At 72.0% G+C, this 24289-nt stretch carries 27 protein-coding genes; 9 read left to right on the top strand and 18 right to left on the bottom strand.

The features are described 5' to 3' along the window. Window positions 1-6: 6 nt before the first annotated feature. The 5 genes from AB0K00_RS32210 to AB0K00_RS32190 form a co-directional block, all read right to left on the bottom strand. A complete protein-coding gene (locus tag AB0K00_RS32210; protein ID WP_363528001.1) occupies window positions 7-1380 on the bottom strand; it encodes a hypothetical protein in 1374 nt (457 codons plus the stop codon). Next, entirely contained in the window at window positions 1352-3964 is a 2613-nt protein-coding gene (locus tag AB0K00_RS32205; protein WP_363527999.1) for a DUF4407 domain-containing protein, read from the bottom strand. The genes AB0K00_RS32210 and AB0K00_RS32205 overlap by 29 nt, the downstream gene beginning before the upstream one ends. Window positions 3965-4027: 63 nt before the next feature. Beyond that, window positions 4028-4255: a hypothetical protein gene (locus AB0K00_RS32200; RefSeq protein ID WP_363527996.1), complete on the bottom strand. Its 228-nt coding sequence runs from the start codon at window positions 4253-4255 to the stop codon at window positions 4028-4030. A gap of 9 nt (window positions 4256-4264) precedes the next feature. Then, the gene (locus tag AB0K00_RS32195; RefSeq protein WP_363527993.1) at window positions 4265-4813 is read right to left on the bottom strand and encodes a hypothetical protein; all 549 of its coding nucleotides are present in this window, start codon (window positions 4811-4813) and stop codon (window positions 4265-4267) included. Between the two features lie 164 nt (window positions 4814-4977). After that, window positions 4978-5139 (bottom strand): hypothetical protein, encoded by a 162-nt coding sequence (locus AB0K00_RS32190; RefSeq protein WP_363527991.1) that lies wholly within the window; start codon window positions 5137-5139, stop codon window positions 4978-4980. Window positions 5140-5296: 157 nt separating this feature from the next. Between AB0K00_RS32190 and AB0K00_RS32185 the strand changes: the two genes are divergently transcribed. Both AB0K00_RS32185 and AB0K00_RS32180 read left to right on the top strand, forming a co-directional pair. Continuing rightward, window positions 5297-5782: a DinB family protein gene (locus tag AB0K00_RS32185; RefSeq protein WP_363527988.1), complete on the top strand. Its 486-nt coding sequence runs from the start codon at window positions 5297-5299 to the stop codon at window positions 5780-5782. 42 nt (window positions 5783-5824) lie between these two features. After that, window positions 5825-6310: a hypothetical protein gene (locus tag AB0K00_RS32180; RefSeq protein WP_363527985.1), complete on the top strand. Its 486-nt coding sequence runs from the start codon at window positions 5825-5827 to the stop codon at window positions 6308-6310. Between the two features lie 5 nt (window positions 6311-6315). On the opposite strand, the gene AB0K00_RS32175 is transcribed toward AB0K00_RS32180, so the two are convergent. The 4 genes from AB0K00_RS32175 to AB0K00_RS32160 form a co-directional block, all read right to left on the bottom strand. Next, window positions 6316-7101 carry an OmpA family protein gene (locus AB0K00_RS32175; RefSeq protein ID WP_363527982.1) on the bottom strand — a complete coding sequence of 262 codons (786 nt, stop codon included), beginning with the start codon at window positions 7099-7101 and terminating at the stop codon, window positions 6316-6318. 67 nt (window positions 7102-7168) lie between these two features. Then, complete coding sequence (locus AB0K00_RS32170) at window positions 7169-7729, bottom strand: hypothetical protein (protein WP_363527979.1); 561 nt, start codon at window positions 7727-7729, stop codon at window positions 7169-7171. Window positions 7730-7752: 23 nt separating this feature from the next. Then, window positions 7753-8538 carry an SAM-dependent methyltransferase gene (locus tag AB0K00_RS32165; RefSeq protein ID WP_363527976.1) on the bottom strand — a complete coding sequence of 262 codons (786 nt, stop codon included), beginning with the start codon at window positions 8536-8538 and terminating at the stop codon, window positions 7753-7755. An 89-nt stretch (window positions 8539-8627) separates the two neighbouring features. After that, entirely contained in the window at window positions 8628-11429 is a 2802-nt protein-coding gene (locus AB0K00_RS32160; RefSeq protein WP_363527973.1) for a ricin-type beta-trefoil lectin domain protein, read from the bottom strand. Between the two features lie 226 nt (window positions 11430-11655). On the opposite strand from AB0K00_RS32160, the gene AB0K00_RS32155 reads away from it, so the two are divergent. Then, complete coding sequence (locus AB0K00_RS32155) at window positions 11656-13374, top strand: MOSC and FAD-binding oxidoreductase domain-containing protein (protein WP_363527970.1); 1719 nt, start codon at window positions 11656-11658, stop codon at window positions 13372-13374. A gap of 132 nt (window positions 13375-13506) precedes the next feature. On the opposite strand, the gene AB0K00_RS32150 is transcribed toward AB0K00_RS32155, so the two are convergent. Beyond that, a complete protein-coding gene (locus tag AB0K00_RS32150; protein WP_363527967.1) occupies window positions 13507-14166 on the bottom strand; it encodes a DUF6518 family protein in 660 nt (219 codons plus the stop codon). Window positions 14167-14241: 75 nt separating this feature from the next. On the opposite strand from AB0K00_RS32150, the gene AB0K00_RS32145 reads away from it, so the two are divergent. Then, on the top strand, window positions 14242-14787 hold the full coding sequence (locus AB0K00_RS32145) for an N-acetyltransferase (protein ID WP_363527964.1): 546 nt from the start codon (window positions 14242-14244) through the stop codon (window positions 14785-14787). Here the strand turns inward: AB0K00_RS32145 and AB0K00_RS32140 are convergent. Both AB0K00_RS32140 and AB0K00_RS32135 read right to left on the bottom strand, forming a co-directional pair. Next, on the bottom strand, window positions 14784-15977 hold the full coding sequence (locus tag AB0K00_RS32140) for a PP2C family protein-serine/threonine phosphatase (RefSeq protein ID WP_363527961.1): 1194 nt from the start codon (window positions 15975-15977) through the stop codon (window positions 14784-14786). The genes AB0K00_RS32145 and AB0K00_RS32140 overlap by 4 nt on opposite strands. Window positions 15978-16002: 25 nt before the next feature. After that, window positions 16003-16875, bottom strand: a complete 873-nt coding sequence (locus AB0K00_RS32135; protein WP_363527958.1) for a type II CAAX endopeptidase family protein — start codon at window positions 16873-16875, stop codon at window positions 16003-16005. A 124-nt stretch (window positions 16876-16999) separates the two neighbouring features. Here AB0K00_RS32135 and AB0K00_RS32130 point away from each other — a divergent pair, with 124 nt between their 5' ends. Next, window positions 17000-18211, top strand: a complete 1212-nt coding sequence (locus AB0K00_RS32130; RefSeq protein ID WP_363527956.1) for a sensor histidine kinase — start codon at window positions 17000-17002, stop codon at window positions 18209-18211. Then, on the top strand, window positions 18208-18876 hold the full coding sequence (locus tag AB0K00_RS32125; protein WP_363527953.1) for a response regulator transcription factor: 669 nt from the start codon (window positions 18208-18210) through the stop codon (window positions 18874-18876). The genes AB0K00_RS32130 and AB0K00_RS32125 overlap by 4 nt, the downstream gene beginning before the upstream one ends. Window positions 18877-18909: 33 nt before the next feature. Here AB0K00_RS32125 and AB0K00_RS32120 read toward each other — a convergent pair whose 3' ends face one another. Then, the gene (locus tag AB0K00_RS32120; protein WP_363527950.1) at window positions 18910-19380 is read right to left on the bottom strand and encodes a VOC family protein; all 471 of its coding nucleotides are present in this window, start codon (window positions 19378-19380) and stop codon (window positions 18910-18912) included. An 87-nt stretch (window positions 19381-19467) separates the two neighbouring features. Between AB0K00_RS32120 and AB0K00_RS32115 the strand changes: the two genes are divergently transcribed. Then, on the top strand, window positions 19468-19818 hold the full coding sequence (locus tag AB0K00_RS32115; RefSeq protein WP_363527947.1) for a PadR family transcriptional regulator: 351 nt from the start codon (window positions 19468-19470) through the stop codon (window positions 19816-19818). 65 nt (window positions 19819-19883) lie between these two features. Then, on the top strand, window positions 19884-20897 hold the full coding sequence (locus tag AB0K00_RS32110; protein ID WP_363527944.1) for a hypothetical protein: 1014 nt from the start codon (window positions 19884-19886) through the stop codon (window positions 20895-20897). A 161-nt stretch (window positions 20898-21058) separates the two neighbouring features. Here the strand turns inward: AB0K00_RS32110 and AB0K00_RS32105 are convergent, their stop codons facing one another. Further along, window positions 21059-21466 carry a hypothetical protein gene (locus tag AB0K00_RS32105; RefSeq protein WP_363527941.1) on the bottom strand — a complete coding sequence of 136 codons (408 nt, stop codon included), beginning with the start codon at window positions 21464-21466 and terminating at the stop codon, window positions 21059-21061. Between the two features lie 411 nt (window positions 21467-21877). On the opposite strand from AB0K00_RS32105, the gene AB0K00_RS32100 reads away from it, so the two are divergent. Continuing rightward, the gene (locus tag AB0K00_RS32100; RefSeq protein WP_363527938.1) at window positions 21878-22081 is read left to right on the top strand and encodes a hypothetical protein; all 204 of its coding nucleotides are present in this window, start codon (window positions 21878-21880) and stop codon (window positions 22079-22081) included. 132 nt (window positions 22082-22213) lie between these two features. On the opposite strand, the gene AB0K00_RS32095 is transcribed toward AB0K00_RS32100, so the two are convergent. The 4 genes from AB0K00_RS32095 to AB0K00_RS32080 form a co-directional block, all read right to left on the bottom strand. Further along, window positions 22214-22681 (bottom strand): hypothetical protein, encoded by a 468-nt coding sequence (locus tag AB0K00_RS32095; RefSeq protein ID WP_363527935.1) that lies wholly within the window; start codon window positions 22679-22681, stop codon window positions 22214-22216. Window positions 22682-22860: 179 nt separating this feature from the next. Then, window positions 22861-22992 (bottom strand): hypothetical protein, encoded by a 132-nt coding sequence (locus AB0K00_RS32090; protein WP_363527932.1) that lies wholly within the window; start codon window positions 22990-22992, stop codon window positions 22861-22863. A gap of 342 nt (window positions 22993-23334) precedes the next feature. Next, entirely contained in the window at window positions 23335-23511 is a 177-nt protein-coding gene (locus tag AB0K00_RS32085; protein WP_363527929.1) for a hypothetical protein, read from the bottom strand. Between the two features lie 259 nt (window positions 23512-23770). Then, the gene (locus AB0K00_RS32080; RefSeq protein ID WP_363527926.1) at window positions 23771-23935 is read right to left on the bottom strand and encodes a hypothetical protein; all 165 of its coding nucleotides are present in this window, start codon (window positions 23933-23935) and stop codon (window positions 23771-23773) included. Window positions 23936-24289: the final 354 nt, after the last annotated feature.

The following is a 24289-nucleotide window of genomic DNA, read 5'->3' as shown; positions in this document are numbered from 1 at the left end:
TCGGGGTCAGTGCCGGCTGGAGTCGACGGCGATGGGCGGGCTGGCAACGATCGTGCGTCCGTCCGGATCGGCCGAAGCGATGCCCATGGCGGTCAGCGACTCGGCGTGGACGCGGTGCCACACCGGCGCCGGCACGTCGCCGGTGTCGCCGTTCATGAGCAGGCCCTCGGTGAAGGTGGCGGCGCGGCCGTAACCGTCCATGACCGGGACGCCGCCCGGGACGTCGTTGGTGCTGCCGGTGACGAGCACGGGGGCGCCGGCGGCGCCGGCCAGGATGTCGACGTGGCCGGCGCCGCGGGTCAGGACGACGGGTTCGGCCCGGCCGGTCGGGTCGAGCACGGTGACCGCGCCGTCCTGGTTGCTGACCGCCACCAGCCCGGTGGCCGCGCCGTCCTGGTGGCTGACCGCGATGTCGGCACCGATGACGGCCAGCGCCCGCACCGGCGACGGGTCCTGCCAGATGGTGCTCGCGGTGCGGGTGAGCGGGGACCACAGGCGTACCACGCCGTCCCAGCCCGCCGTCAGCAGCTGTGCGGAGCCGAGGAAGGCGCACGCCGTCGCGCCGCGGGCGTGGCCGGACAGGCGCATCACCCGCGTGGCGTCCTCGACGTTCCAGATGATGACCGCGCCGTCCCGGCCGGCGCTGGCCAGCAGCCTGCCGTTGGGGCTCATGGCCAGCGCCGTCACCGGGCCCTCGTGGCCGTCGAGCGGCTCGAGCTCGTCCCCCTCGCGACGGATGCGGCGGACCGAGCCGTCCTGGCCGCCGGCGAAGACCACGGTGCCGGCGGCGTCGACTGCGACCGCTCCGGGCAGGTTGACCGGGACCGCAGTGCGGATCAGGAGTTCGCCGGTACGGGCGGCGTAGAGGCCGACCGTACCGTCGAAACCGGTCGTGGCGAGGGCCTCGCCGGACCGGTCGAGGGCGCACCCGCTGAACCGGCTGGTCTGGTCGGTGACGTCGGCGAGCCGCTCGCCGGTGCGGGTGTGCCAGGTCCGCAGGCTGTGGTCCCAGCCGGCGGTGGCCGCGATCGCGCCGTCGTGGCTGACGGCGACGCCACTGATGAGGGCGTCGTGACCGGCGACCTCGGCGAGCGGCTGCCGGGACGCGACGTCCCAGGCGCGGGCGGTGCAGTCCGAGGTGGCCCGGACCCGGCGGCTGGCGACCGTGTACGGCGGAACCGCGGTGACCGTTGGCCGCTCCTCGTCGGTGGTGGTCAACGCATCGAGCACGGAGCGCAGGAGGTCGTGGTCGAGGTCGACGGGCAGCAGTACCCCACGGTTGCCGTGCTCCCCGGCCTGGGTGACCAGGATCGGCCGGCCGATCGGTGGGTGAGGCCCGCCGGTCGCCGGTTCAGACGATCCGTCGGTCTTCGAAGCCATTGCCGGGTTCCTGCCTCGGTTCGTTCGGTGGGTACTGCCTGTCGAAGGCGATCAGCCGGTCGCTGAACGCCTGCAGCACCCGGCGGCGGGCGTGATCGACCTCGGCGGCCGACGCCCGCAGCCTCCTGGCCTGCCGCAGCTGCTCCAGGTCCGACTCGTCCGGGTCAGGGTTCAGCCGGTACCGGTCGGAGATGTACGGCGACAGCCACTTGCCCAGGTTGATGGCGGCGAGGGCGGTGACGAAGACGGGCGGGTTCACGATGCCCAGGGCGAGCTTGCCCAGCACGGCGATCGCGGTGTGGACCGCGGCCCGGCGGATCCGGCTGCGGGCCAGGCGCAGGTCCCGTTCCAGGGCGGCGGTGCCCTTGCTGGCGTAGATCTGGTCGAGCCGGTCGGGCAGCAGGCCGGCGAACGGGACGTCGACGTTGACCGGTGCCGCGGCCCGCACCCGGAACGGCGGCCGGCCGACCTCGTGCACGGTCGAGCCGAAGCCGCCGACCACGGACACCGGGATGACCCGCATGCCGCTGGCGCCGAAGGCGCTCCCGGCACGGTAGGTGCGGCCGCGCCCGATCGCCCGGATCGGTTCGAGCCGGGACAGCTCCACGATGAGCTTGGCCCGGCTCCACTCGCCGCCCCGGGGGTGCGGCTGCCGCTCCAGCTGGTCCCACTTGGTGACGACGATCTGCGCGGGACAGGTCGCCGACTCGGCGTAGGTCGCGATGTTCTTCAGGGTGTGCGCGAGCTTCTGCCGCGCGGCGGCGTCGCCGGCCGCGGCCCGGCGCAGATCCTCGCCGTCGACGATGACGAGCAGTGCGTCGGCCGCGGCGATCTTGTCGGAGAGGTCGTGGCGCAGCCGGTCGATACCGGGCAGGTCGGTGTCCTGCAGCAGCGCCTCACCCGAGTAGTCCCAGTAGTCGATCTTCAGGATCGGCCGGTAGTCGCCGTGCTCCGCGACCTGGCAGGTGAACTCGTACCGCACCAGATCCGTGGTCGCGGTGGAGTCGGGCCAGGCGGCTCCCGGCTCGCGGATCGTCTCGGCCCAGTTCTCCAGGTGCGTCCGCGGGCCGCCGTCGGCCAGGGCGAAGGTGAACGGCGGCCGGCCGGCCGTCTCGCGCAGCTTGTGGTACATCTGGGCGAGGAGGGTCGTCTTGCCCGAGCCGGGCCCGCCCAGCGCGACGACGCTGATCGACGGCAGCGCGCCCCGCGAGTGGCCCAGGCGTCCACCGGGGTCGCGGGGGTCCGCCTCCGCCTCGCCGTCGTGGTCGCGCCGGCGGGACCGGACCGGTGGCGGGTCCATGACGAAGCCCGCGGCCGGCCCGGCCGGCTCCACCCGGGACACCAGCGTGTACGTCGCCCGGCCGAACGGCGGGAGGCCGTCGTCGGCGATCGGGCGGAACTGCGGCGCCTGGCTCCGGCGGCGCTGGGCGGCGGACAGCATCAGCGCATCGGCGGCCCGGTCCCGCTCGTGGCGGCGCCGGGCCCGGTCGATCTCCGCGTGCTCCTCGGACTCGTCCGCCCAGCTGTCCGCCTGCTCCGCCGCGCGCTTCGCGCGGGTGCCGTGCCGTTTCTCGCCCAGCTGCGCCTCCGCGCGCACCAGCCGGTCATAGGTCGTGCCTCCGGAGAACTTGGCGATCGCCGGGGCACAGTCGATCAGGATCAGCAGCAGCCGGATCGCCCAGGTGGCCAGGAGCAGCGACAGGTGTTGCGCCGCGACGCTGTTCAGGGCCTCGATCCGCTCCAGCAGGCCACCTTCCTTGTTGCGTTCTGCCTTCCGTTCGTTGACCTTCTGCTGAATCTTGGCCTCGCGGCTCGCGTCCACTGTGGTCTTCGCGTCGCTGAGGGCCTTGTTCGCCCCGTCCAGGGCCGTGCGTGCGGCCAGGTCCTCGCCCGCCACCTTGTCGCGGTGCTGTTGCGTCTGGTTGAAGACTCCGGTCAGGAGCTGGCATACGTCGCCGTTGCCGTGCGGGCTGCCGTCGAGGCCGCGGCACTCGTTGTTCATCTGGCCGCGGGCGGCCTCGACGTCTGTGTTGGCCTTGGCGAGCCGTGTCGCCGAGTCGTCGGCCGCCCGTTGCGCCTCTTGCTGGTTCGTCTTGGCGGTGTCGACCGCGCTCAAGTCCGTCACGGTGAGGTTCTGGCACCCGGCGGCCTGCTCGGATGAAAGCGGTGGCTGGTCACTGCTCGGATTGCACTTCTTGAGCTGGGACTCGTAGGCCACCTCGTCGGCGACCCGGATCTTGGCCAGCTGCTCGGTGACCGCGGTCTCGAAGACCTTGAGCACGACGGGTTCGGCGATGACGATACCGAACACGAACGCCATCAACAGCCGAAGCCAGATCACGACGAACCGGTAGGCACCGCGCTCCGGCAATGAGCTGGAGACGATCCACCGGTCCAGGTTGAAGATGAGGACGCCCCAGAAGAGCGCCGGGAAGACGACGACGTACCAGGGCTGGCGGAACGCGATCGTCAAGGCGACCGTCGACGACCCGACCGCCATCATCGCCGTGAACAGGACGAAGCCGCCCACGCTCGTGTAGCGGGCCCGCTCGACCTTGGCCCAGGCGAGCAGCTCCTCGTGCACGCCGGCGCACCGGCGCAGCAGGCGGCCGACGTTGAAGCGGCCGGGCAGGGGTGCCGGCTCGGGCTAGCCGGAGATCTCGGAGAACAGCAGGTCGCGCTCGACGTCGAGGTCGGGCGGCGCCCCGGTGGCGGCGGCTGGCTCCGGCGCGCGCTGGTGCGGCACCTGGGCGGCGGCGGGCCCGGGGTGCGGCGCGGTGGCCGGCGGCCGGACCGGATCGTCGGCGCCGGTGAAGAGGGCGGGGTCGACCTCGCCGTAGTCCTCGAAGCGCGGTTCGTCGGGGTTCTGTGGCAACAGCGTTCCTCAGCCCTCGGCCTTTGGTGCCAGGTCCAGATACGCCAGCCGCGCGCGGATCCCGCGGATGCTCGGCGGCCGGATCTCGCAATACTCGAAAATCATGTGTTGCAGCTCGGTGAGCCCGATGGGATAGGTGCGGTAGCCGATGCGACGGTTCCAGACCAGCGAGATGTACCGCTCCAACTCGGGAAACAGATTGGTCTGGTGGGTGCGGGCGGCGTGCAGTGAGTCGAGCGTGCGGCACGCGAAGCCGAACCTTGCCTGGCGGGCCGTGGGACCCTGCTCGCCGAGGTCGAGCGCGAGCTCCAGGCACCGCACCGAGACGTCCACAAAGGACACCGAGTGGGCCCGGGCGTACAGGTTGCGGGGGAAGCCGCCAGGGCCCTCGACGTGGAATTCGCCGTGCACAGCCAGGACCCGGACCGTGTCCGACTCGTGGTCGTGCGAAGGGACCTTGCGGGTCTGCTTCCACTGCCTCGCGTCGGCGAAGTTCGCGCGCATGATGACCCGGCGCACCGGGAAGGCGTCCACACTCGTCCCTCTCTGGTCGGCCATCGAATTCTATGAACCGGACCCGGACCCAGCGGACGTTCTAACATCCAGGTGCGCCGGCCATTCGATGCGAGCATCCAGGACGATCGGTCAATCGGAACGCCGGTCGTTCATTGTTCTCGGTAAAGCGGACATCCCTTTTGGGACCCGGCCCGCGTTTCGGATGTTCAACGGGGAAACGCACGGGAGATGCGGGCGTCGGACAATTCATCGCGGAACGTCTGGATACGACCGGTCACCCGGCGCCGGCCGATGGTGTTCTCGATGCGGTCGAGATACAGGCATCGGGCGGCGAGCTTGTCGAGGTCGACGGTGAAGTAGATGGCCATCAGCGGGTTGACGAACAGGGCGGTGCCGCCGGTGCGCCACGCTCACCGCCGAGCGCGCTCACACGGGGTGTCCACCAGCACGGCGCCGCGGCCGCCACACCGTTACGTCCGCCGGATGGCGCGGTGCGAGCCGGGGCCATGCCCTATCCTGCTCGATGTGGATCACTGCGACGAGTGCGGATTCACCTACGCCACGGTCGCGCCGGAGGACCTGCCGGGCCGGCTGGACGCGGCCGGGCCACGCTTCGCCGCCGCCCTCGCCGCGATCCGCGACCCCCGCCGCCGTCCCGCCCCGTCGGTCTGGTCGCCGCTGGAGTACACCTGCCACGTCCGCGACGTCCTGCGGGTCCAAGGCGAACGCCTGGCGCTCGCGCTGCGCACCGACGATCCGGAGTTCGCGCCGATGGGCCGCGACGAGCGGGTGCTGCTGGACGCCTACAACGCCCAGGACCCGCAGGCCGTGCTGAGCGACCTGACGCGGGCCGCGAACGACCTGGCGCGCGTCTTCGGCACCCTGAGCCCGTCGCAGTGGAGCCGCACGGGGATCTACAACTGGCCGACGGTCGAGTCGCGCACGATCCTGTGGCTCGGCCGGCACACCGTCCACGAGGTCGAACATCACCTGATGGACCTGACGCGCTGAACGGACCCCGACGCGCAGGCGGGTGGGCGTAGCATTCCGACCGTGCCGCGCGGAGCCACCCACCCTGACCACGAGCGCTATGTCCGGACCATCCTGACCGGCGACGGGCCGGTCGTGCTGGCGCCGTTCATCGGTGCGACGTGGACCGCTCGCGGCCGTGCGTACCGGCGGCGCCGCCGGACCGCGACCGCGTTCATCCTGGCCGGGACCGTCCTCTGCGGTGCGTTGTCGGCGATGTTCGTCGCCGGTCTGGCCCGCCCGCACACGGCGACCGCCACGGTGCTCGCCGCGGCGTACGCGTCGACCGTCCTGGGTGGAGTGTTCCTCGGCCGCCGGTGGATCCGGCAGGCGCCGAGCCGGCCGCGCTGGGCCGACGACGGCGTCAGCGCACCGTTCGGATTCCTGGTGCTGCTGCTGGTCCCGGTCGCCGCCGGCTTCGGCATCGCCGTGCTGCCGGCGCTGTTCGCGCACGACTTTCCCGGCGAAGGACGGGCCCGGGCGCTGACGAGCGCGTTGGCGGCGAGGTAGCACGGTCACTTCGGCAGGCGGATGACCAGTTCGACGCGGCGGTTGAAGGCGCGGCCGGCGACGCTGGCGGAGCCGTCGGTGTTCTTCTCCTCCACCAGGGGCTGGGTGCTGCCGAGCCCGACGGAGGTGACCGAGGCGGCGACGACGCCGTGGCCGGTCAGGTAGGTGCGGACGGTCTCCGCCCGGCGCTGCGACAGGGCCTGGTTGTTGGAGGCCGAACCGGTCGCGTCGGTGTGGCCGCGGACCTGGATGGTGCCGTTCGGGTAGAGCTTGTTGATGACCTTGATGGTGTTGTCGAGGGTGTCGGCGCTGCCGATGTCGGCGCTGCCGGTGGCGAACAGGGCGTCGCTGTTGAAGGTGACGATGTAGACGTGGCCGCCCTCGGGGGTGCGGGCCTCCAGCACCGAGCCGGAGACGCCGGTGAGGTCGACGTCGGGGCCGGGCAGGCGATACAGGGAGTCCTTCACGAGGCGGGTGTCGTTCTCCGGGTCGTGCGCGTTGCCGATCTGGCACGGGATGCGCAGGACGAGACCGGCGCCGAAGTCCTGGGTCGAGCAGGTCGGGTCCTTCTGCCCGTCGCCGTCGTAGTCGTCCAGGCCCGGCTGGGCGCCCGGCGGCAGCGACACCGGCGGCTCCTCCGCGGGTGCCTCGGTGGCGGAGTCGGCGGCGGAGGGAGCGGCCGCCCCCGGGCTCGCGGCCGGCTTGTCCGACCCGCCGCACCCGGTGAGCAGCAGCACGCCGACGACCATGACCGGCAACCAGGCGCCGGCGTGACTCCGCACACGTCTCATGGCGGGAGCGTAGGTTTCCGGTCACGGCGCCGCTCGCCACCGGCGGGTAGCCGACACCTTCGGGGGATCAGTCCGGCGCCGGCAGGCAACCCCCGTCGGCGATCCCGCCGCCGGCCTCGACCCTGGTGAGGGCCTGGCCGTGCTCGCCGAAGACGTACCCGAACCCGGAGTTGCCGCAGAACAGCAGGCCGCCACCGCCGGCGGTGTCCAGGCGGCCGGGTTTGCGGCTCTCCACGTCGACGAGTCCGGCGCCGGTCAGCACGCCCTCGATCGACGGCCCGTCGAAGCGGCCCTCCGCGCGCAGCCGGGCCAGCCCCGCCCTGACCTTCTCCACGCACGGCTGGACGGCCGCCATAGCCTGTAGGGGCAGCGGGTTGCGGTTCCGGAACGCCCTGTTCTGCAGGGACCGCTCCTCAAAACCCGAAGGATTCGGCGTGGCGGCAGGCGGCGCGGCCGACCCGGGCGCCGGCGACGCGGCCGGGTCGGCGCACGCGGCGACGAAGCGGCTCGGCGTAGGCTGCGCCGCCGTCGGCGGCGCCACCTCGTCCGCGGAGTCGGCGGTGCCCGGCCGCGCGCAGCCGGCGGCGAGCACGATCATGATCGCGAGTGGTACGAGTCCCCGTTGCATAGGCCGGACTCTATGACAATGGGTTACGGCTTGCGGCCCACGCCGGCGAACTCGGACGCGGGGGTGGTGTCGTTGCCGTCGGGGCGCCACTGCGAGCAGGTGACGACGCCGGGGTCGAGCAGGTCGAGGCCGGTGAAGTAGGCGGCGATCTGCTTCGGGTCGCGGACCGCCATGGGTGCGGCGCCGCTGCTGTTCCACATCTCGACGGCCCGGTCGACCGCGGCGGCGTTGACCTCGCGGGTCGGGTGGGACATGACCAGGTAGCTGCCGGACGGGACCGCGTCGACCAGGGTGCGGACGATGGCGGCGGCCTCGTCGTCGTCGACCACGAAGTTGATGATGCCCAGCAGCATGATCGCGACCGGCTGGGTGAAGTCCAGGGTGCGGGCGGCCTCGGTGAGGATCGCCTGCGGTTCGCGGACGGTGGCGTCGAGGTAGTCGGTGGCGCCCTCGGGGTTGCTGGTCAGCAGGGCCCGGGCGTGGACGAGCACCATCGGGTCGTTGTCGACGTAGACGATCCGGGACGAGGGGGCGACGGACTGCGCGACCTCGTGCGTGTTGTCCGCCGTCGGCAGCCCGGTGCCGATGTCGAGGAACTGCCGGATGCCGGCCTCGCCGGCCAGGTGCCGCACGGCCCGGCCGAGGAACTGCCGGTTGAACCGCGCCGACTGCACCAGCTCCGGCATGTAGGCGAGGACCTGCTCGGCCGCCTCCCGGTCGACGGCGAAGTTGTCCTTGCCGCCCAGCAGGTAGTTCCAGAGTCGCGCGGAATGCGCGACGGTCGTGTCGAGCTCCTCGTTCAACGGCATGCCCGTCCTTGGACCTTTCCGTCATGGGTGATGTGCGCCCAGCGTAGACCACGGCTCCGAGCCGTGGCCCACGCTGGGCGCGTCGCAGGTCAGCCGGTCGGGACCACCCACTGCTGGCTGGCGACGCCGGCGGCCTCCCAGATGTGGATCTGGGTGCCGTCGGCGGAGGCGCCGCCGAGGGCGTCGAGGACCTTGCCGGACTGCGGGTTGAGGATCGTGCCGTTCGCCTGCGGTGTCCACACCTGCGAGCCGGTGCCGTTGCAGGTCCACAGCTGCACCTTGGTGCCGTTGGCGGTGCCGGCGTTGTCGACGTCCAGGCACTTGCCGAGCGCCTGGAACGTGCCGCCGACCCGCGACCAGCGCTGCGCGGCGCTGCCGTTGCAGGTCCACAGCTGGATCTTGGTGCCGTCGGCGGTGCCGGCGTTGTCGATGTCGAGGCACTTGCCGGCGATGCCGGTGATCGGCCCGGACGTCGGACCCGTCTGCGAGTACACCTCCAGCTCGTACACGCGGGCGTAGGCGTCGGTGGTGGTGAACCGCACGTACCTGGCGGTCACCCCCGACAGGTTGTGCGTGGTGATGTTCGCGGTGTTGCCGGTGACGGTCGCGCGGGTCGTCCACGTGGTGCCGTCGGTGCTGGTCTGCAGCGTGAAGTTGAGCGTGTTCGCCACGGCCTCGCGGCCCGCGCCGGCGTGCCGGACCACGATCTGCCCCACGGACTTCGCGGTGCCGAGGTCGACCTGCAGCCACTTGTTGGCGCTGTTGGAGCACCACTTGTCGCTGGAGCCGCCGGAGACGGTGCCGTTCACGGCCTTCGCCGGGCTCTCCGCGGCGATGCAGGAGCTGTCGGCGGTGGCGGGTGCGTTCAGCGCCAGGTTCGCGACGGTGGCGCCGCCGGGGATGGCGTTGAGCGTGTACCAGGCCTCGGTGCTCCACAGCGACTGCCCGCTGGTCGAGCTGAACGGCTTGGGCGAGCGCACGTACACGACCCGGCCGGGCTTGCGACCCGCCACGGTCAGCGAGACCTTCTTGCCGTCCGCGGACAGGGTCGCGGCGGTGACGGTCAGGTTCTCCTCCTCGACCTTCGGCCCGCCGTAGGCGGACGTCGCCTCGTACCGCCACTGCTTGAACTTGTACTTCGACGCGAGGTCCGTGGCGGTCGCCGCGGACAGCGGCTGGGTGTATTCCATCTCGAACCCGGCCGCGGTGGCGCGCATCGCGAGGATGTCGAACGTGGTGGTGCCGTTCGGGGTCAGCTTCTGCAGGCCGTAGGTGAGCTTGCCGGCCTGGCCCCAGTTGCCGCCGGCGCCGACGCCGCCGACGTAGACCGCGCCGTCGGGGCCGATGTTCACCTCGGACACGCCCGCCTCCAGGCCCTGGGTGAGCCGGAAGAGCGCACCCTGGTACTCGCCGTTGATCTTCTCCAGGAACGCGCGCTGCAGGCCGCCGTAGGTGACGTCACCGATGAGCAGTTGCCCCGCGTAGACGCCGGTGGGCATGACGATCGGCGTGCTCGGGGAGTTGGCGATCTCGTTCTGCGGCATGTACAGCACCGGCGGCGTGACGGCGTTGTAGTCGAACGGCCCGGCCGGGGTGTTGTAGTGGTTGTAGAAGCGGCCCGGCTTGATCTGCACCAGCTTCGACGCTGGCACCCAGCCGCCCTGGTTGTCGGTGACGAACAGCCCGTTCTCCGGGCCCCAGCCGATGCCGTGCGGCGTGCGTAGGCCACCGGCGACGTACTCGACCGCGCCGGTCGTCGCGTTCACCTTGACGGAGGTGCCGCGGTTGGCCACGGGCTGCGGGACGGTGCTGGCGCCGCCGTAGTCGATCGGGACCGACAGGCTCAGGTAGAAGAAGCCGTCGCGGTACAGCAGGCCGAACGCGAACTCGTGGAACGCGCCGCTGAACGGCCAGGTGGCGACGGTCTGGTACTGGTCGGCGACCTCGTCACCGGTGGTGTCGACGAGCCGGGTGAGCCGCGCCTTCTCCGACACGTACACGACGCCGTTGACGACCTTCAGGCCCATCGGCTCCTTGAGGTTGCTGCCGATGCGCTTCGTCGTGACGTTGCCGGGCGAGGTCGCCCCGCCGGTGTTGCCGAGGATCCACACCTCGCCGGCCTGGGAGGTGCCGGACTGGTCGCTGCCGCCCCAGGTGCAGATGACGAGGCGGCCGTCGGGCAGCCAGTCCATGCCGGTGACCTTCGGCTGGAAGCTGCTGTTGGGCCGCAGGTTCGTCAGCGTGAAGCCGGGGTGGACCGAGGTCAGCGGCAGGCCGTCGCCGGGGGAGTCGCCGGCGCCCTCGCACTCCTTGCGGCCGGGCGCGGTGACCCGCACGACCCCGGCGTCGGTGCTGAGCACCGAGTTGGGCACGACCACGAACGCCGACGAACCGGGCGTCTTCCATTCGAGGGTGATCTGCTGGCCGCCGTCGCGCTCGAAGTGGTCGATGCGTAGCGCGTGGTAGCCGGTGGTGAGGGTGACGGTGCCTTCCTTCGGCGGGGTGGCGCCGTGCAGGCCGTCGTGGTTGATGACGGTGGCGCCGTCGATCGCCAGGCGGGATCCGTCGTCGCTGCTGAGCCGGAACGTGTAGCTGCCGGCGGCGGCGATGTTGACGTTGCCGAGAACCTGGGAGACGAAGAGGTTGTCGAAGCCGAAGTCGGCGGGCGTGGTCCAGTTGATCGTCGGCATCAGCTTGTCGACGTTGGGGGTCTGACCCGTCTTGAGGGTGCAGATCGTGCTGAGGGCGGTCTGCACGTCGTAGACGCGCAGCGTCACCCCGGGTTCCTGGGCCGGGATCGCGCTGGCGGGCGCGGCCCAGACCCCGCCGGCGATGACGGTGGTGATGACGGCTGCGGCGACGGTGAACGAGCGCAAAGGCCTGATGCCCATGCTTCCTCCTGAGGGGATGGAGAAACGTCCCCTGATGGCGGTCGGGGGACGCTGAAGCTCAGGCAGACGATCGACGCCGACGACTGGTCCACCCGCCGGAAGATTAGGCAGTTTCGATCAATCTGTCCATACCTTTCGAGCGTCTCAGCGAAAGTTTGCAGAACTCGGGCAGAAGTCATCCGCTGAAGGGGTGGCGCCTGCGGGGAACGCCGCTAACGTCGGTGCCGTGGCGACGCTGGTGTCGGTGAACGTGGGCCTGCCGAAGGACGTCGCGTGGCAGGGTCGCACCGTGCACACCGGCGTCTGGAAGGCGCCGGTCGACGGGCCGGTCATGCTGCGCCGGATCAACCTCGACGGCGACGGCCAGGGCGACCTCGCCGGCCACGGCGGCGAGCAGCGGGCCGTGCTGGTCTACCAGCTCGACTCCTACCGGCACTGGGCCGGCGTCCTCGGCCGCGACGACCTGGCGCCCGGGCACTTCGGCGAGAACTTCACCGTCGACGGCCTGCCCGACGACGAGGTGTGCGTCGGTGACCGGTTCCGCGTCGGGGGTGCCGTCGTCGAGGTGACCCAGCCGCGGGTGACCTGCTACCGGGTCGGGCTGCGCCTCGGCGAGCCGCAGATCCCGGCGCTGCTGGTCGCGCACCACCGCCCCGGCTTCTACCTGCGGGTCATCGCCGAGGGCGAGGTCCGCGCCGGCGACGCCATCGTCAAGGTCGCCGACGGCCCGGAGCGGATCACCGTCGCCGAGATCGACGCGCTGCTGTACCTGCCCGGGCACGACCGCGCCACCGTCGCGCGGGCGCTGCGTGTCGAGGCGCTCAGCCCCGGCTGGAAGGCGTCCATGCGGGCGCTGCTCGACCAGCCGGAGGAGCCCGCCGGCAACCCCGGGCTCGCCACCGTCGCGCCACCGCCGGCGTGGCCGGGGTTCCGCCCGCTCGTGGTGACCGGCGTGCACCAGGAGACCGCCGACGTCACGTCACTGCGGCTCGCCGCGCCCGACGGGACGCCGCTGCCCGCCGCTGCCGCCGGCCAGTTCCTCACCGTGCGCCTCGCCCCCGGACTGGTCCGCAGCTATTCGCTGTCCGGGTCGCCCGCCGGAGGGTCCTACCGCATCAGCGTCAAACACGAGCCCGGCGGTGCCGGCAGCGGATACCTCCGCGAACACGCGCGGGCCGGCGTGCAGCTGGACGCCGCCGCACCCCGCGGCACCTTCACCCTGGACCAATCCGGCGATCCGGTGCTGCTCGTCTCGGCCGGGATCGGCGCCACCCCGCTGCTGGCGATGCTGCACGACCTCGTCGAGCACCGCTCCGGCCGCCCGGTCTGGTGGCTGCACGGCGCCCGCGACGGCGCCGGCCACGTGTTCGCCGCGGAGGTCCGGGCACTGCTCGCCGAGCTGCCATCGGCCCGCGAGGTCGTCTGCTACAGCCGTCCCCGCCCGCAGGACCGCCCCGGCACCGACTACACGATCGCCGGCCGGCTCGACGCCCGCGTCCTGAGCGGCCTGGGCCTGCCACCCGCCGTCGCGTTCGTGTGCGGTCCGGCGGGGTTCATGGACGACGTCACCACGGCCCTGTCGGCGGCCGGCGTCTCGCGGATCCATCGGGAGGAGTTCACCTCGCTGGCAACATTGGCGCCAGGTGTACGTCAGGCAGCCGCCGGCCCGCCCCGGTCCCGCCCCGGCCCGGGTCCGACGATCACGTTCGCGCGCAGCGGCGTCACGGCCGGCTGGTCCGACAGCGACGGCAGCGTCCTGAATCTCGCCGAGGACTGCCACGTGCCGGTCCGCTGGTCCTGCCGCACCGGCGTCTGCCACACCTGCGAGACCGGCCTGTTGTCCGGCGACATCGACTCGGTCCCGGAGCCCCTGGACCCGCCCGCCGAGGGCACCGTCCTCATCTGCTGCGCCCGCCCCCGCACCGACCTCGTCCTGGATCTGTGAGCGGCGGGCCTGGACCACGGCGCCGCCGGGTCCGTGCGGACCGGCTCGCCCTGCCCGCCGTGCGCACGGTGATCAGGCCGGGGATCACCGTGCCGGCCATCGCGGCGCGGACGCCGGGCGCACGGTCCGGTGTCAGAAGCCGGCGACGTGGACGGACTCCACCGCGTCCCAGGCCATGGCCCCGGCGGTGCACGCCGCGACGGCCACGGCGGCGAACCTCGGCCAGGACCGCGGCCCCCGCCGCCGGCTGAACATCCAGATGGTGACCGCGACACCGGCCGCGGCCTGCACGAAGCCCTCCACCAGCGCCATCCCCCGGTAGTCGCCGACCGCGAGGCGGGCCGCGACGATCTGGATGCCGGCCCCGGCCAGCAGCCCGCAGACGAGCCCGGCGGCGGCCGCGGCGAGCGGGGGCCGGTCCGAGCGGACCGCGTGCGCCAGCACGCCGAGGACCACGCCACCGGCCACCGACATGAGCAGCCAGTACGCCAGCGCCACCAGCACCGGACCGAGCCCTTGGCCGCGCCAGCGGTCGCCGCTGAGATTCAACGCGTAGTAGCAGACCGTCGCGGCGCTCAGCACCGTCACGGCCGCGGCCACCGCCGCCCCGCGCGACCGCGCCGGGAACGCCGCGACCAGCGCGGCATACCCCCACGCGAAGCCCGTGCTCGCGGCCAGCTGCAGCACGGTCCGCAGGCCGCCACCGGCCAGGTCCGCGGCGAAGGACGCACCCCCGAGCGCGACACCCGCCGCGAGCGGCCACCCGATCGGTCCCCGCCGCGCTTCCCCCATGCACCCATGATCCGGGTCGCGCCGCCCGTCCGCAGCCCCGTCCCGGGCACCGCGGGCGAAGCTACGCTGTCGGCTGTGATCCAACCGGCGGTGGCAGACGCGACGGCATCCAGCGCCGACCCGCGGTTCGTGGCGGCGGCACAGCGGATCCTGGCGGATCTCGTCCGCGGCGGCGCCGCGCTCGGCTGGGTCGAGCCGCCGTCGCCCGCCGAGGTCGGGGAGCTGCTCGCGCACGTCGCCGCCGCGGCGCGGGCCGGGGACGGCGCGCTGCGGGCCGCCTACGTCGACGGCCGGCTCGCCGGACTCGGGTACTGGCTGCGCTACACCCGGCCGACCCACCGGCCGCACGCCGACCTGGAGAAGCTCGCCGTGGCCGGCGACGTCCACGGCCGCGGCATCGGGCGGGCGCTGACCGCGGCGCTGATCGACGACGCCCGGCGGGCGGGGATCGAGGTGCTGACCCTGGACGCCCGCGGCGACAACAGCAACGCGCTGCACCTGTACCGGTCGCTGGGCTTCACCGAATACGGCCGGCTTCCCGGCTTCGTCGCCGTCGGCCCGCGCCGCTACGACAAGGTCCTGCTGATGCTGGACCTCCGCACGGCCCGAGAGCCCGGCTAGACGTTCCCGCTCGGGGTCCAGGTGAGCAGCACGGCGGTCGCGTCGTCCTGCAGCTGGTCGCGCTGGTGGGTGAGCAGGGTCCGCACCAGCCGGCGCATCGTCTCGGCCGGCCGCAGCTGGTCCGCGAGAGCCTTCTTGACGCACTCGACCAGCCGGTCGACGCCGAACTGCTCACCGTCCTCGGTGCGGGCCTCGGTCACGCCGTCGGTGTAGAGCAGCAGGGCGTCACCCGGCTCGAGGCGCTCCTCGCTGACGAGCGGCATCGGGTCACCGAGGTAGCCCAGGCCGAGCGGCAGGGCGGTCGGGGCGGGCAGGGTCCGCACCAGCCGCCCGTCGCGCAGCAGGAGCTCCTCGGGGTGCCCGGCACTGATCTTCCGATAGATGCCAGTGGTGATGTCCAGCTCGCCGAGGATCGCCGTGACGTAGTCCTGCGGATACTGAGCGTGCACCCACTTGTCCACCGACCGGTACGTGTCGACGAGGTCCAGCCCACAGCGGCGGGCGTTGCGGTACGCGCTGATCGCCAGCGACGTCAGCGCGCTGGCCGCGATCCCGTGCCCGACCGCGTCGAACACCGCCACGTGCAGCACGCACTCGTTGATGGCGTAGTCGAACGCGTCGCCGCCGACGTCGTAGCAGGGCTCCAGGATCGCCGCGACCGCCGCGTCCGAGGTCGCGAAGGTCAGCGGCGGCAGCTGGTTCCAGATGATCTCGGCGGCGAGCTGCATCGGCAGCCGCCGCCGGGTGCGCTCCAGGGCGTCGCCGTAGGTGCGGCGGGTCGCCACGATCCCGGCGAACGCCGCGGCCAGGGCCAGCAGGTCCCGCAGGACCTCCGCGTCGTCCCCGGCCGGGACACCGCCGGGCGGGGTGCCCAGGTGCGCGGCGAGCACGCCGAGCCGGTCGGCGCCGCTGACGACCGGCACCCAGATCCGCTCATCGCCCGGCGAGCCGGCCCGGACCGGCTCGCCGCTGGTGTAGGCCCGCCCGGCCAGGGTGCCGTCGATGCGCACCGGCTCGCCCTGCCCGCCGTGCTCACGGGCCAGCGGCAGCAGCTCGACCTGCCCGTAGTCGACCAGGAACAGCTCGATGTCCAGCACGCCGAGCCCGGCGGCGACCCGGGTCGCCACCGCCGGCAGGTCCTCGGGGCGGGCCTGGTCCAGTGCCTGGACCAGGTCGCGAACCGCCTGCATCGCACCTGTCACTCTGCCACCCCGGTCAGACCGTCACCGCCGTTGCCGTCCTCACGTCTCCCCGATGGTGCGGCAGCATCCCCGAAACACCAAACGCGACGGCGATCACCAGGGCGGACGTGACGACCCCGGTCTCGCCGGTGGTGTACGTGAACGCCACCGGCGCCGCCACCGTCGCGCCCCGCAGGACGGCCTCGTTGACGGTGTTGAACGCCTGGTGCATGAGCACCACCGACCAGACGCTGCCGCTGCGGTCGCGCAGCCACGCGTAGACGCCGCCGGCCGCGGTCAGCGTCACCAGGAACACCGGAATGATGACGAACGGGCTGCCCGGGATGCCGGCGAGGTACCCGGTGAGCAGGAGCACCGGCAGGTGCCACACGCCGTGCAGGAACCCGACGACCAGCGCACCGGCACGCGGCCAGCTCTGCCGGACCAGCGGCAGCAGGTACCCCCGCCAGCCGATCTCCTCACCGAGCCCGAGGATGACGGTGATCGCGAGCCCGATCACGAAGTCGCCGACGACGTCGGTCTCGGCCATCGCGCCGAGGTCGAAACTCGCCACGCCGGTCGCGGCGGCAAGCAGGTATCCGACCGCCAGGATCACGACCGGCAGCAGGAACGCGACCGGCCAGGTGCGCAGGCCCAGCCGGTGCAGGCCGAGACTTCGCCAGTGCTCCCGGCGCCGCCCGTCGGGCGTGACGACCAGGAGCATCACCAGCACCGCGACCAGCGGTGAGAACATGCCGAACAGCGCCGCGCCGTCGTCGCTGGGCACTACCAGCGCGAGCACCGTCGACATCGACAGTGCGATGAGGTAGTAACCGGCCGCCTTCTGCGGCGCGGTGAGGTTGGGGAACATCTGCGTGGTCTCCTCCGTCGGGTGGTGTACCACCACGATCGATCAGCGGCCCCCGCCGGCGCGTCTGGCCGCGGACCCGTCCTGTCTCTGTCTGCGGGTAGAGGCGGCCTCCACCGCGCGGAGGACGATCGGGGCCCGACCGGCGCGTACGGTCAGGACCGTGACCCTGCGACCGTCGGCGACGTGGCGCGACGCGCTGCTCGCCGTCGTCGCCGCCGGTGCCGCCTGCGTGGTCCTGCTGCGCACCGACCTCCACGCCGTCGACCCCGCGCTGCGCGACCCCGACCTGTTCGCCACGGCGGTCACCGCCGGCGCCGGCCTGTCGGGGTTCTGGTGGCACACCCACCCGGCCCGCTGGTTCGCCGCGAGCACCGTCGCCGCGGTCGTCGTCGCCGCGGCCGGGCACTACGTCGGCCTGCTGCCGTGGCTGGTCACCGCCGCCCTGTGCGCGGTCGCCGCCCGGCACCCGCGCCGCCGCAGCCTGGCCGCCCTGGCCACCGCCGTCGCCGGGTACACCGCGATCAGCGCCGCCGGCATCCCCGACAACGCCGGCGACGCCTTCCTGTCCACGGTCGCGCTGCTCGTCGCGGCGTGGGCTCTCGGCGACGGGGTCCGGCTGCGCCGCGGCCGGGTCGCCGCCGAACTGCACGCCGCCCGCAGCGACGCCGCGGCCGCCCGGCAGGAGGCGGCCCGCGCCACCACCGAGGAGCGGCTGCGCATCGCCCGGGAGCTGCACGACGTGGTCGCGCACAGCATGTCGCTGATCGCCGTCCACGCCGGCGTCGGCGCGCACCTCATCCACACCCGACCCGACCAGGCCGAACGCACCCTCGAGGTGATCGCCGACACCAGCCGCGAGGCCCTGGCCCAGACCCGGTCCCTGCTCGGCCTGCTACGCGACGACACCGACAGCTCTGGGCAGGCGGCCAGTTCCGGGCAGGCGGCGCCGCTGCCGGGTGCCGGCGGCCTGGCCGGGCTCGTTGACGCCGTGCGCGGCAGCGGGATCGACGTCACGCTGCACGTCCACGGCGAACCCCCGGTCGACGTGCCCGCGGTGGAGCTGGCCACGTACCGCATCGTGCAGGAGTCCCTGACCAACGTGGTGAAGCACGCACACGCGACGACCGCCACCGTTCGCGTCGAGCACACCGACACGGCCACCAGCATCGAGATCACCGACAACGGCACCGCGGGCACCGCGGGCACCGCGGGCGGCGACCCGGCCGGGTCGGGTCACGGGCTGCGCGGGCTCACCGAACGGGCGGCGCTGCTCGGCGGCCGGCTCGCCGCCGGTCCCGCACCGGACGGCGGCTTCCGCGTCCAGGCCACCCTGCCCATGCCGGCGTCACGCGTCCGGGCGGTGCCGTCGTGATCCGGGTCGCGGTCGTCGACGACCAGGCCCTCGTGCGCACCGGGTTCGTCATGCTTTTGGACGCCACCGACGGCATCGAAGTCGTCGGCGAGGCGGCCGACGGCGCCGAGGCCGTCGACATGGTCCGCCGCACCCACCCCGACGTGGTCCTCATGGACATCCGGATGCCGCGCATGGACGGCATCGAGGCGACCCGCCGCATCTGCGCCGACCCCGGCTGCCACGGCGCGCGGGTCCTCGTGCTGACCACGTTCGACCAGGACGACCTGGTCTTCGCCGCACTGCACGCCGGCGCCAGCGGTTTCCTGCTCAAGGAGACCCGCCCGCAGGACCTGCTCCAGGCGATCGAGGTGGTGGCCGGCGGCGACGCGCTCCTCGCACCCGGCGTGACGCGGCGGCTCATCGCCCGCTTCACCGAACTGGCCCCCACGCCCGCCCCGCCGCCACCCGCCGTGCCGGACCTCACCGGCCGCGAACGCGATGTCCTCGCCGCGGTCGCCACCGGCCGGTCCAATCGCGAGATCGGCGAGGACCTGCACATGGGGTACGGCACCGTGAAGACCCACGTGAGCCACCTGCTCACCAAGCTCGGCTGCCGCGACCGCGCCCAACTCGTCGTCTTCGCCTACGAACACCACATCACAACCCCCGGCAACCGCCACTGAGCCGCACCGGCGACCCCACACGCTGCTGGTGAGTCAGGCGTCGGATTCGAGGGCGAAGGTATTGCCGTCGGGGTCTTGGAACCACGCGATACGCCCGCCACCGGCGCGGGCAGTGATCCCGTTGGCGTCGTGATGGAACTCGTCGTAGCGGACGAACTCGACCCCGGACGAAGCGAGCTCTGCAACGACCTGGTCAATGTCGTCGACATACCACGTCGCCAGTGTCGCCGGGGTCTTCCCGGCAGTAGCCGACTGGTACACGTTCAACGCCGGTCCGCCACCAGAACCATAGACGCGACTGCCGTCGGCGATGCTGGCACTGGGGCCGGACTGCAGCACCGGCAAGCCCAGTTTGCCTTCGTAGAACGCGACTGCCTGCTGTATGTCGGACACGGCGATCGAAGTCCTGAGCTGATACCTGCTCAACGGCATGCCCCACTCTCGCACGCGCGACCATCCCGGCCAGGGTATGGTCTGCGGTTCTTCGACGTTCGTGCCCACCACGCGCCCTAACGCTTCAGGCTTGTGCGCGGGCCGGTGGCAGGCGGTGGCGAGGTTCCGTTATACCTTCGCAGCCGATATATTGGGCGCGTGGAAACCCCACTGCGTGAACCGACATTTTTGATGCTCGCCGCCCTGGCTGGCGAGCCGATGCACGGCTACGGCCTGATCGCCGAGGTGGCCCGGTTGTCCGACGGCCGGATCTCGCTGCGGCCCGGCACGTTGTACGGCGCATTGGACCGGCTGGTCGACGCGGGCCTGGTGGGCGTCGATCACGAGGAGATCGTCGAAGGCCGGCTACGCCGCTACTACCGGCTCACCGAGCCGGGCGGCGAGGTGCTGGCCGCCGAGACCGAACGTATGCGCCGCAACGTCAAGGCGGCAACCGCCCGGCTGCGCGCCGCCAAGGCCGCGCCCCGCCTGAGCCGAGGACTCGCATGACCCCGCCGCAGAGCCGTCCGGACCGTCGAGGCCGTCCGGAAGAGCATGGCCACGGACGCCCGGCGATGACCGAACTCGAACGGCGCTATGCGCGCTGGATGACGCTGTTCTATCCGGCCGACGATCGGCGCAAGCGTGGCTCGGAACTGGTGGACACCTACCTGGCCCTGGCCGCGCCCGGCCGCAGGAGACCCTCGCCCGCCGACATTGCCGACCTCGCGGCCGGTGGGCTGCGCCGGCGCCTGCGGACCGCGCCGGGCGTCGGCGCCGGCTTCCGGCTCGCCGGCCTGCTCGCGCTGACGACCGCCAGCGCGTTCGCGAGCTGGTGGGCGGTCCTCGAGGTGCTGGCACCCAGAGAGCCCTGGGCTGCGCAGCGAGGAGCCGGGCTGTTCCTGTCCCTCGGGGTGGCGGCGTGGGCGTTGTGGTTGCTGGCCGCCGTCGTGCACGCCGTCGCTCCCGGCCGATGGTTTCGCCGCGCGGCGGTCCTTGCCGTGCTGGTCACCGCGGGCGTCCTGCCGGCCGCGATGCTGACTGGAATCTTCCGCCCACCGCTGAGCGTGCTGCTGCCCCAGGTCATTCTCGGTGTCGTCGCACTCGGCGCCTCCGCACGGCACCGCTGGTGGGTCCGGCTGGCGCCGCTCGCCGCCGCGGCGTTGACCGTGCCGGTTGCCGTGGCCACCGAACCGCGCCTGGGCTTCAACGGCGACTACTACCCGTCCGCCGTATCGGCATTGCCGGCCGCCGCGGTGACGTTGCTCATCGGCGCGACGCTGCTCGCGCTCGGCCTGGCCGCCCGCAACGACTCCGGCGGCGTCTGGGCGCTGCTGATCCTGCTCACGCCGATCGGCATACTCGCCCTGATCCCGATCGGTGCGATGCTCGACAACACCGGCCCGGGCCAGGCGATTCCTCCGGAATGGTCATCCATGGCCACCGCTGGGGGACTGGTCGCCGTCGTAGGACCGGCACTGCTGCTCCTGGCCCTCGCCGCAACGGGTCGACGCTCGGCCGACGGCCGGTCACTGCCCGCCGCGGCGACCCACTGCCCGACCTGCGGCGCCCCGTCAAACTCCGCGTAGTCCACGAAACCCTGAGCCGGACGGTGTCGCAGGTTAGTGCGACGTCGGACCATGCGCGACTCGAGGCACGAGCGCGCGGACAACTCGACGTCCGCGCGCCGCCGCGATGCTCCCGGGTCGGTCGCCGGTGCAGCAGAGGTGTCCCGTTCCGATGCAGGCTTCTACACCCGCACGCGAGGGTCGGCCAGCACGTTGGCGACCACGGCCGTCATCCCGTCAACGCACAGTGTCGGCGCGCCGACCACGAACTCTTCCCGGTCGAGCCACTCCACGCGCTCGACGCCCGGCGCGGCCAGGATGCCCACGTCGAGTTGCAGAGACGCGTGGTCGTCGTAGTATCCGCGGGCGGCGTCGCCGACCCAGAGCGACCAGTGGTATCCGGTGCCGCCCCGCTTTCGGTCCGCCTCCGTGAGCGGGTCGGCTTTGAGGTCGCCGGTGTCAAGCAGTTCGGCGACGGTCATGGGTTCCAAATCCGGATGGGCCGGCGGCAGCACCACGTCGAGGAGGTGCTCGAGGTGAACCGTGCAGGTGCAGTTTCCCCGCTGCGGAGGAGTCCAACTGTCGACCATCACAGCACTCTACGGCCCCGGGCTCATCCAGTCGTCATCTCGTGTCTCTGCTTTGCTGGGCGCCGTGCCGGTGTTGCTCGGCGAGATCGGCACTGCGCGCGCCGAGCGTGGCGGCTGGTCGCAGGCCGCGGAGTTCGCCAGCCTGATCCTCGACGCCGGGTGGGCGTGGGCCGCGACGGCCGTGCTGGTGGGCTGGTTAGCGAGCCGGTGCCGGGACGCTGATCCGGCGTTCCCGGCCTGTCGGGACGCTCGCGTTCTTGTTTGTCCCCACGGGCGCGGCGCTGCAGGCCGGCGCCGCCTTCGCCGCGACCGCAACTCTGACCGCACACGCGAGCGTCGGCTACGGGCGTCAAGACCACGTGCACGCCAGCCGAACGGAACCATGCGCGAGGTACGAGTACCTTAGTGCGCATGCCAGACGACATCGTTCTGCGGCTTGACCGCGCGACTGCCGAAGATTTGTATGTCGCGCTCTATGAGGCCGGAGAACACATCGCTGCTGGCGCACCCATTACTCCGCCGACCACCGAGGAGGTCGAGCGGCTCGGCAGTTTCCTGCGTGACCTCGCGCACGCGCTTGACCGTCGTTGCTCTTCGTACTGCGATCATCTGTAAACGGTTGGGACGCCGCGCGACCAGTGGCAAATGAGTGCGCTCGCGTTGAGTCCCTGTCTGCAGCTTTCTCGACCGCCGTAGCGGACGATGTCGCGGATCAGCGAATCGTGCGGCTCCCCAAGCGTCGAGAGGTCAGCCATAGGTCCACTTGATGTTGCGCGAACGCCGCTGAGGGTTCCCCGCGCGGTCAGTCGGGCGCGCGTTGGCGCGCCGGATGAGGTCGACGCCATCCGATTCCACGAGCAACGGCATGAGTCTTCGCAGCCACAGCGCCTGCTCATCGAGGGTGGCCCGTGCGGCGTCGTCGGTATGTGCCTTCCACGCAACCTTGTGTCGGGGAGCGAATACGGCGGCCTCGACCAGGTCGGGCAACTCGGCCCGATACACGTTCACAGGGCTGACGGACACGTCGATGCGTTGGCCAGCGTGGTCGTGAGGATCGTGCCCGTAATGAATCGCGACAACCAGCTCGGTCGTCACGTACTGGACCAGGGACGAGTTGGCATCGCCCTCGGGACCTGCCATGCCGTAGGTCTCCACGAGGAAGGCGAACCGACGGCCAACCTCACCAAGGAAATCCCATGTTGTCTGCGCTCCCACGCACACAACCGTAGCCATACCCGCACCGGGCCGAACACTTGGCCGCGCCGCTGGGGCCACACTCTTTTCGGCACGAGTGCGCAGCGGATCCGCCAGAGCGTGCGGCTGGAATGGCGTACGGAGCGTGACGACCGTCGTCGAGCCGGAGCGCCCGACCGGCGGCATGAGTGCGCACGTGATCAAGCGATCCCCGCGTCCGGTTTCGGTTCGTCAGCCTCCAATTTCAGCTCGTCGAGCGACCAGATGCCGAAGGTCGGCCCAGTGAGGGTCCACTGCAGATGGTGACGATTCCACGGCTCGGTCTCGGTCATCAGCATGGCTTCCAGGAGCGGATGCAGGCGGGTGAACCGGTGCCTCCCCGACCGCCTGTACGGCACGGGACCGCACAACCGTGTCTGGGCCGTCGAGCAGCCGCGTGATCGCCGCCTGACACCGCTCGGCCGGGGCGCCGCGGAGGTGGAACGCGAGCTGTTCCGCCGCCGTGCGGCGCCGCTCGACATCCGGGCGCGGCCCGTCCGGCCGCGCCGAGCGACGGCAGCTCCAACAGCCACTGCGCTGCCCGGGCCCGCCGGTGCGCTGCCGGGTCACGGTCAAGGATCGCCGCGAGCTCGGCCTCGCCGGTACTGCTCAGGCAGCCGAACCCCGTGGCCCGTCTAGAACTCGGCGACTGCCGACTCCGCCGCGGGCGGCTGGAGCCGATGATGATGGCTCTCCACGCCGTACTCACCGGCCAGGTCAGCCCGGCCTGCCAACGCCGCCAGCCGCCCCGCGACACCCGCCAGCCGAACCGCGATGTCGTCCGCCAGGACCGGGAAGCCTACCGTGATCATCACGGAACCTTGCCGGCATGACACAACACCTGGCGCGCCTGGTGAAGAACGACCTGGACCTCCGATGGGCATCCGAACTACTCGGCCAGTGCCGCGCACGCACATCGCCAGATCCGGCGCCTGAGTCTGCAGGTTGCGCCGTGAGCGGCGTACGGAGGGTAACGATCGTCGGCGATCGTGGTGTGCCTGATCGCGGCTGGATGAGGACGGCGACTCTGCTGCAGATTCGGTGCGCCGGTCATTCCTCGCCGACGATCGGTCAAGCCTTGGTGCGCGTCCGCCAGAGCACCACGCTCGCGATGGCCGCAACCACGATCGCGATCAGGGCCAACGAGCTCGTTGCAGCCGCCTCGGGAACTGGTAGTACGGCAGTGCCCGCAGCGCGGTGCTCGCTGTCGTCCGGGCCCGGTTGCGACTCAATCATGTTCACGACTGTACCGGCGACCCGAAGGGTTGAGTCGGGAGTGGACTGTCATCAGCACGAGCGTACATCGACCTGGCAACCGGGCTGCCGGACGATGCACGGAACGTGACGACCATCGGCACCTACGGCACGCGATCGGCGGCATGAGCGTGCACGGCGGCAGAAGGCGGGCACGTCCGCCGCCGCCGCCGTCACCCGGCCGTTGCCGCACCTGCGGCTGCCATCGCGTCCATACCGTCGTCTACGCGCACCAAAGCGGTCGGGTGTGATCCCGTGGCGCCGGGATCGTGGTCGCGTCCTCATTTTGCGCCGGACGTCAACCCGAGGTGGGCCTTGAGGAGTGTCAGGGGTGGT

Source organism: Dactylosporangium sp. NPDC049525 (genome assembly GCF_040676755.1).
In the GTDB taxonomy this organism is placed as follows: Bacteria; Actinomycetota; Actinomycetes; order Mycobacteriales; family Micromonosporaceae; genus Dactylosporangium.
Note: the sequence above shows the minus strand (reverse complement) of the source record. Positions and strands in the feature narration are given on the sequence as shown.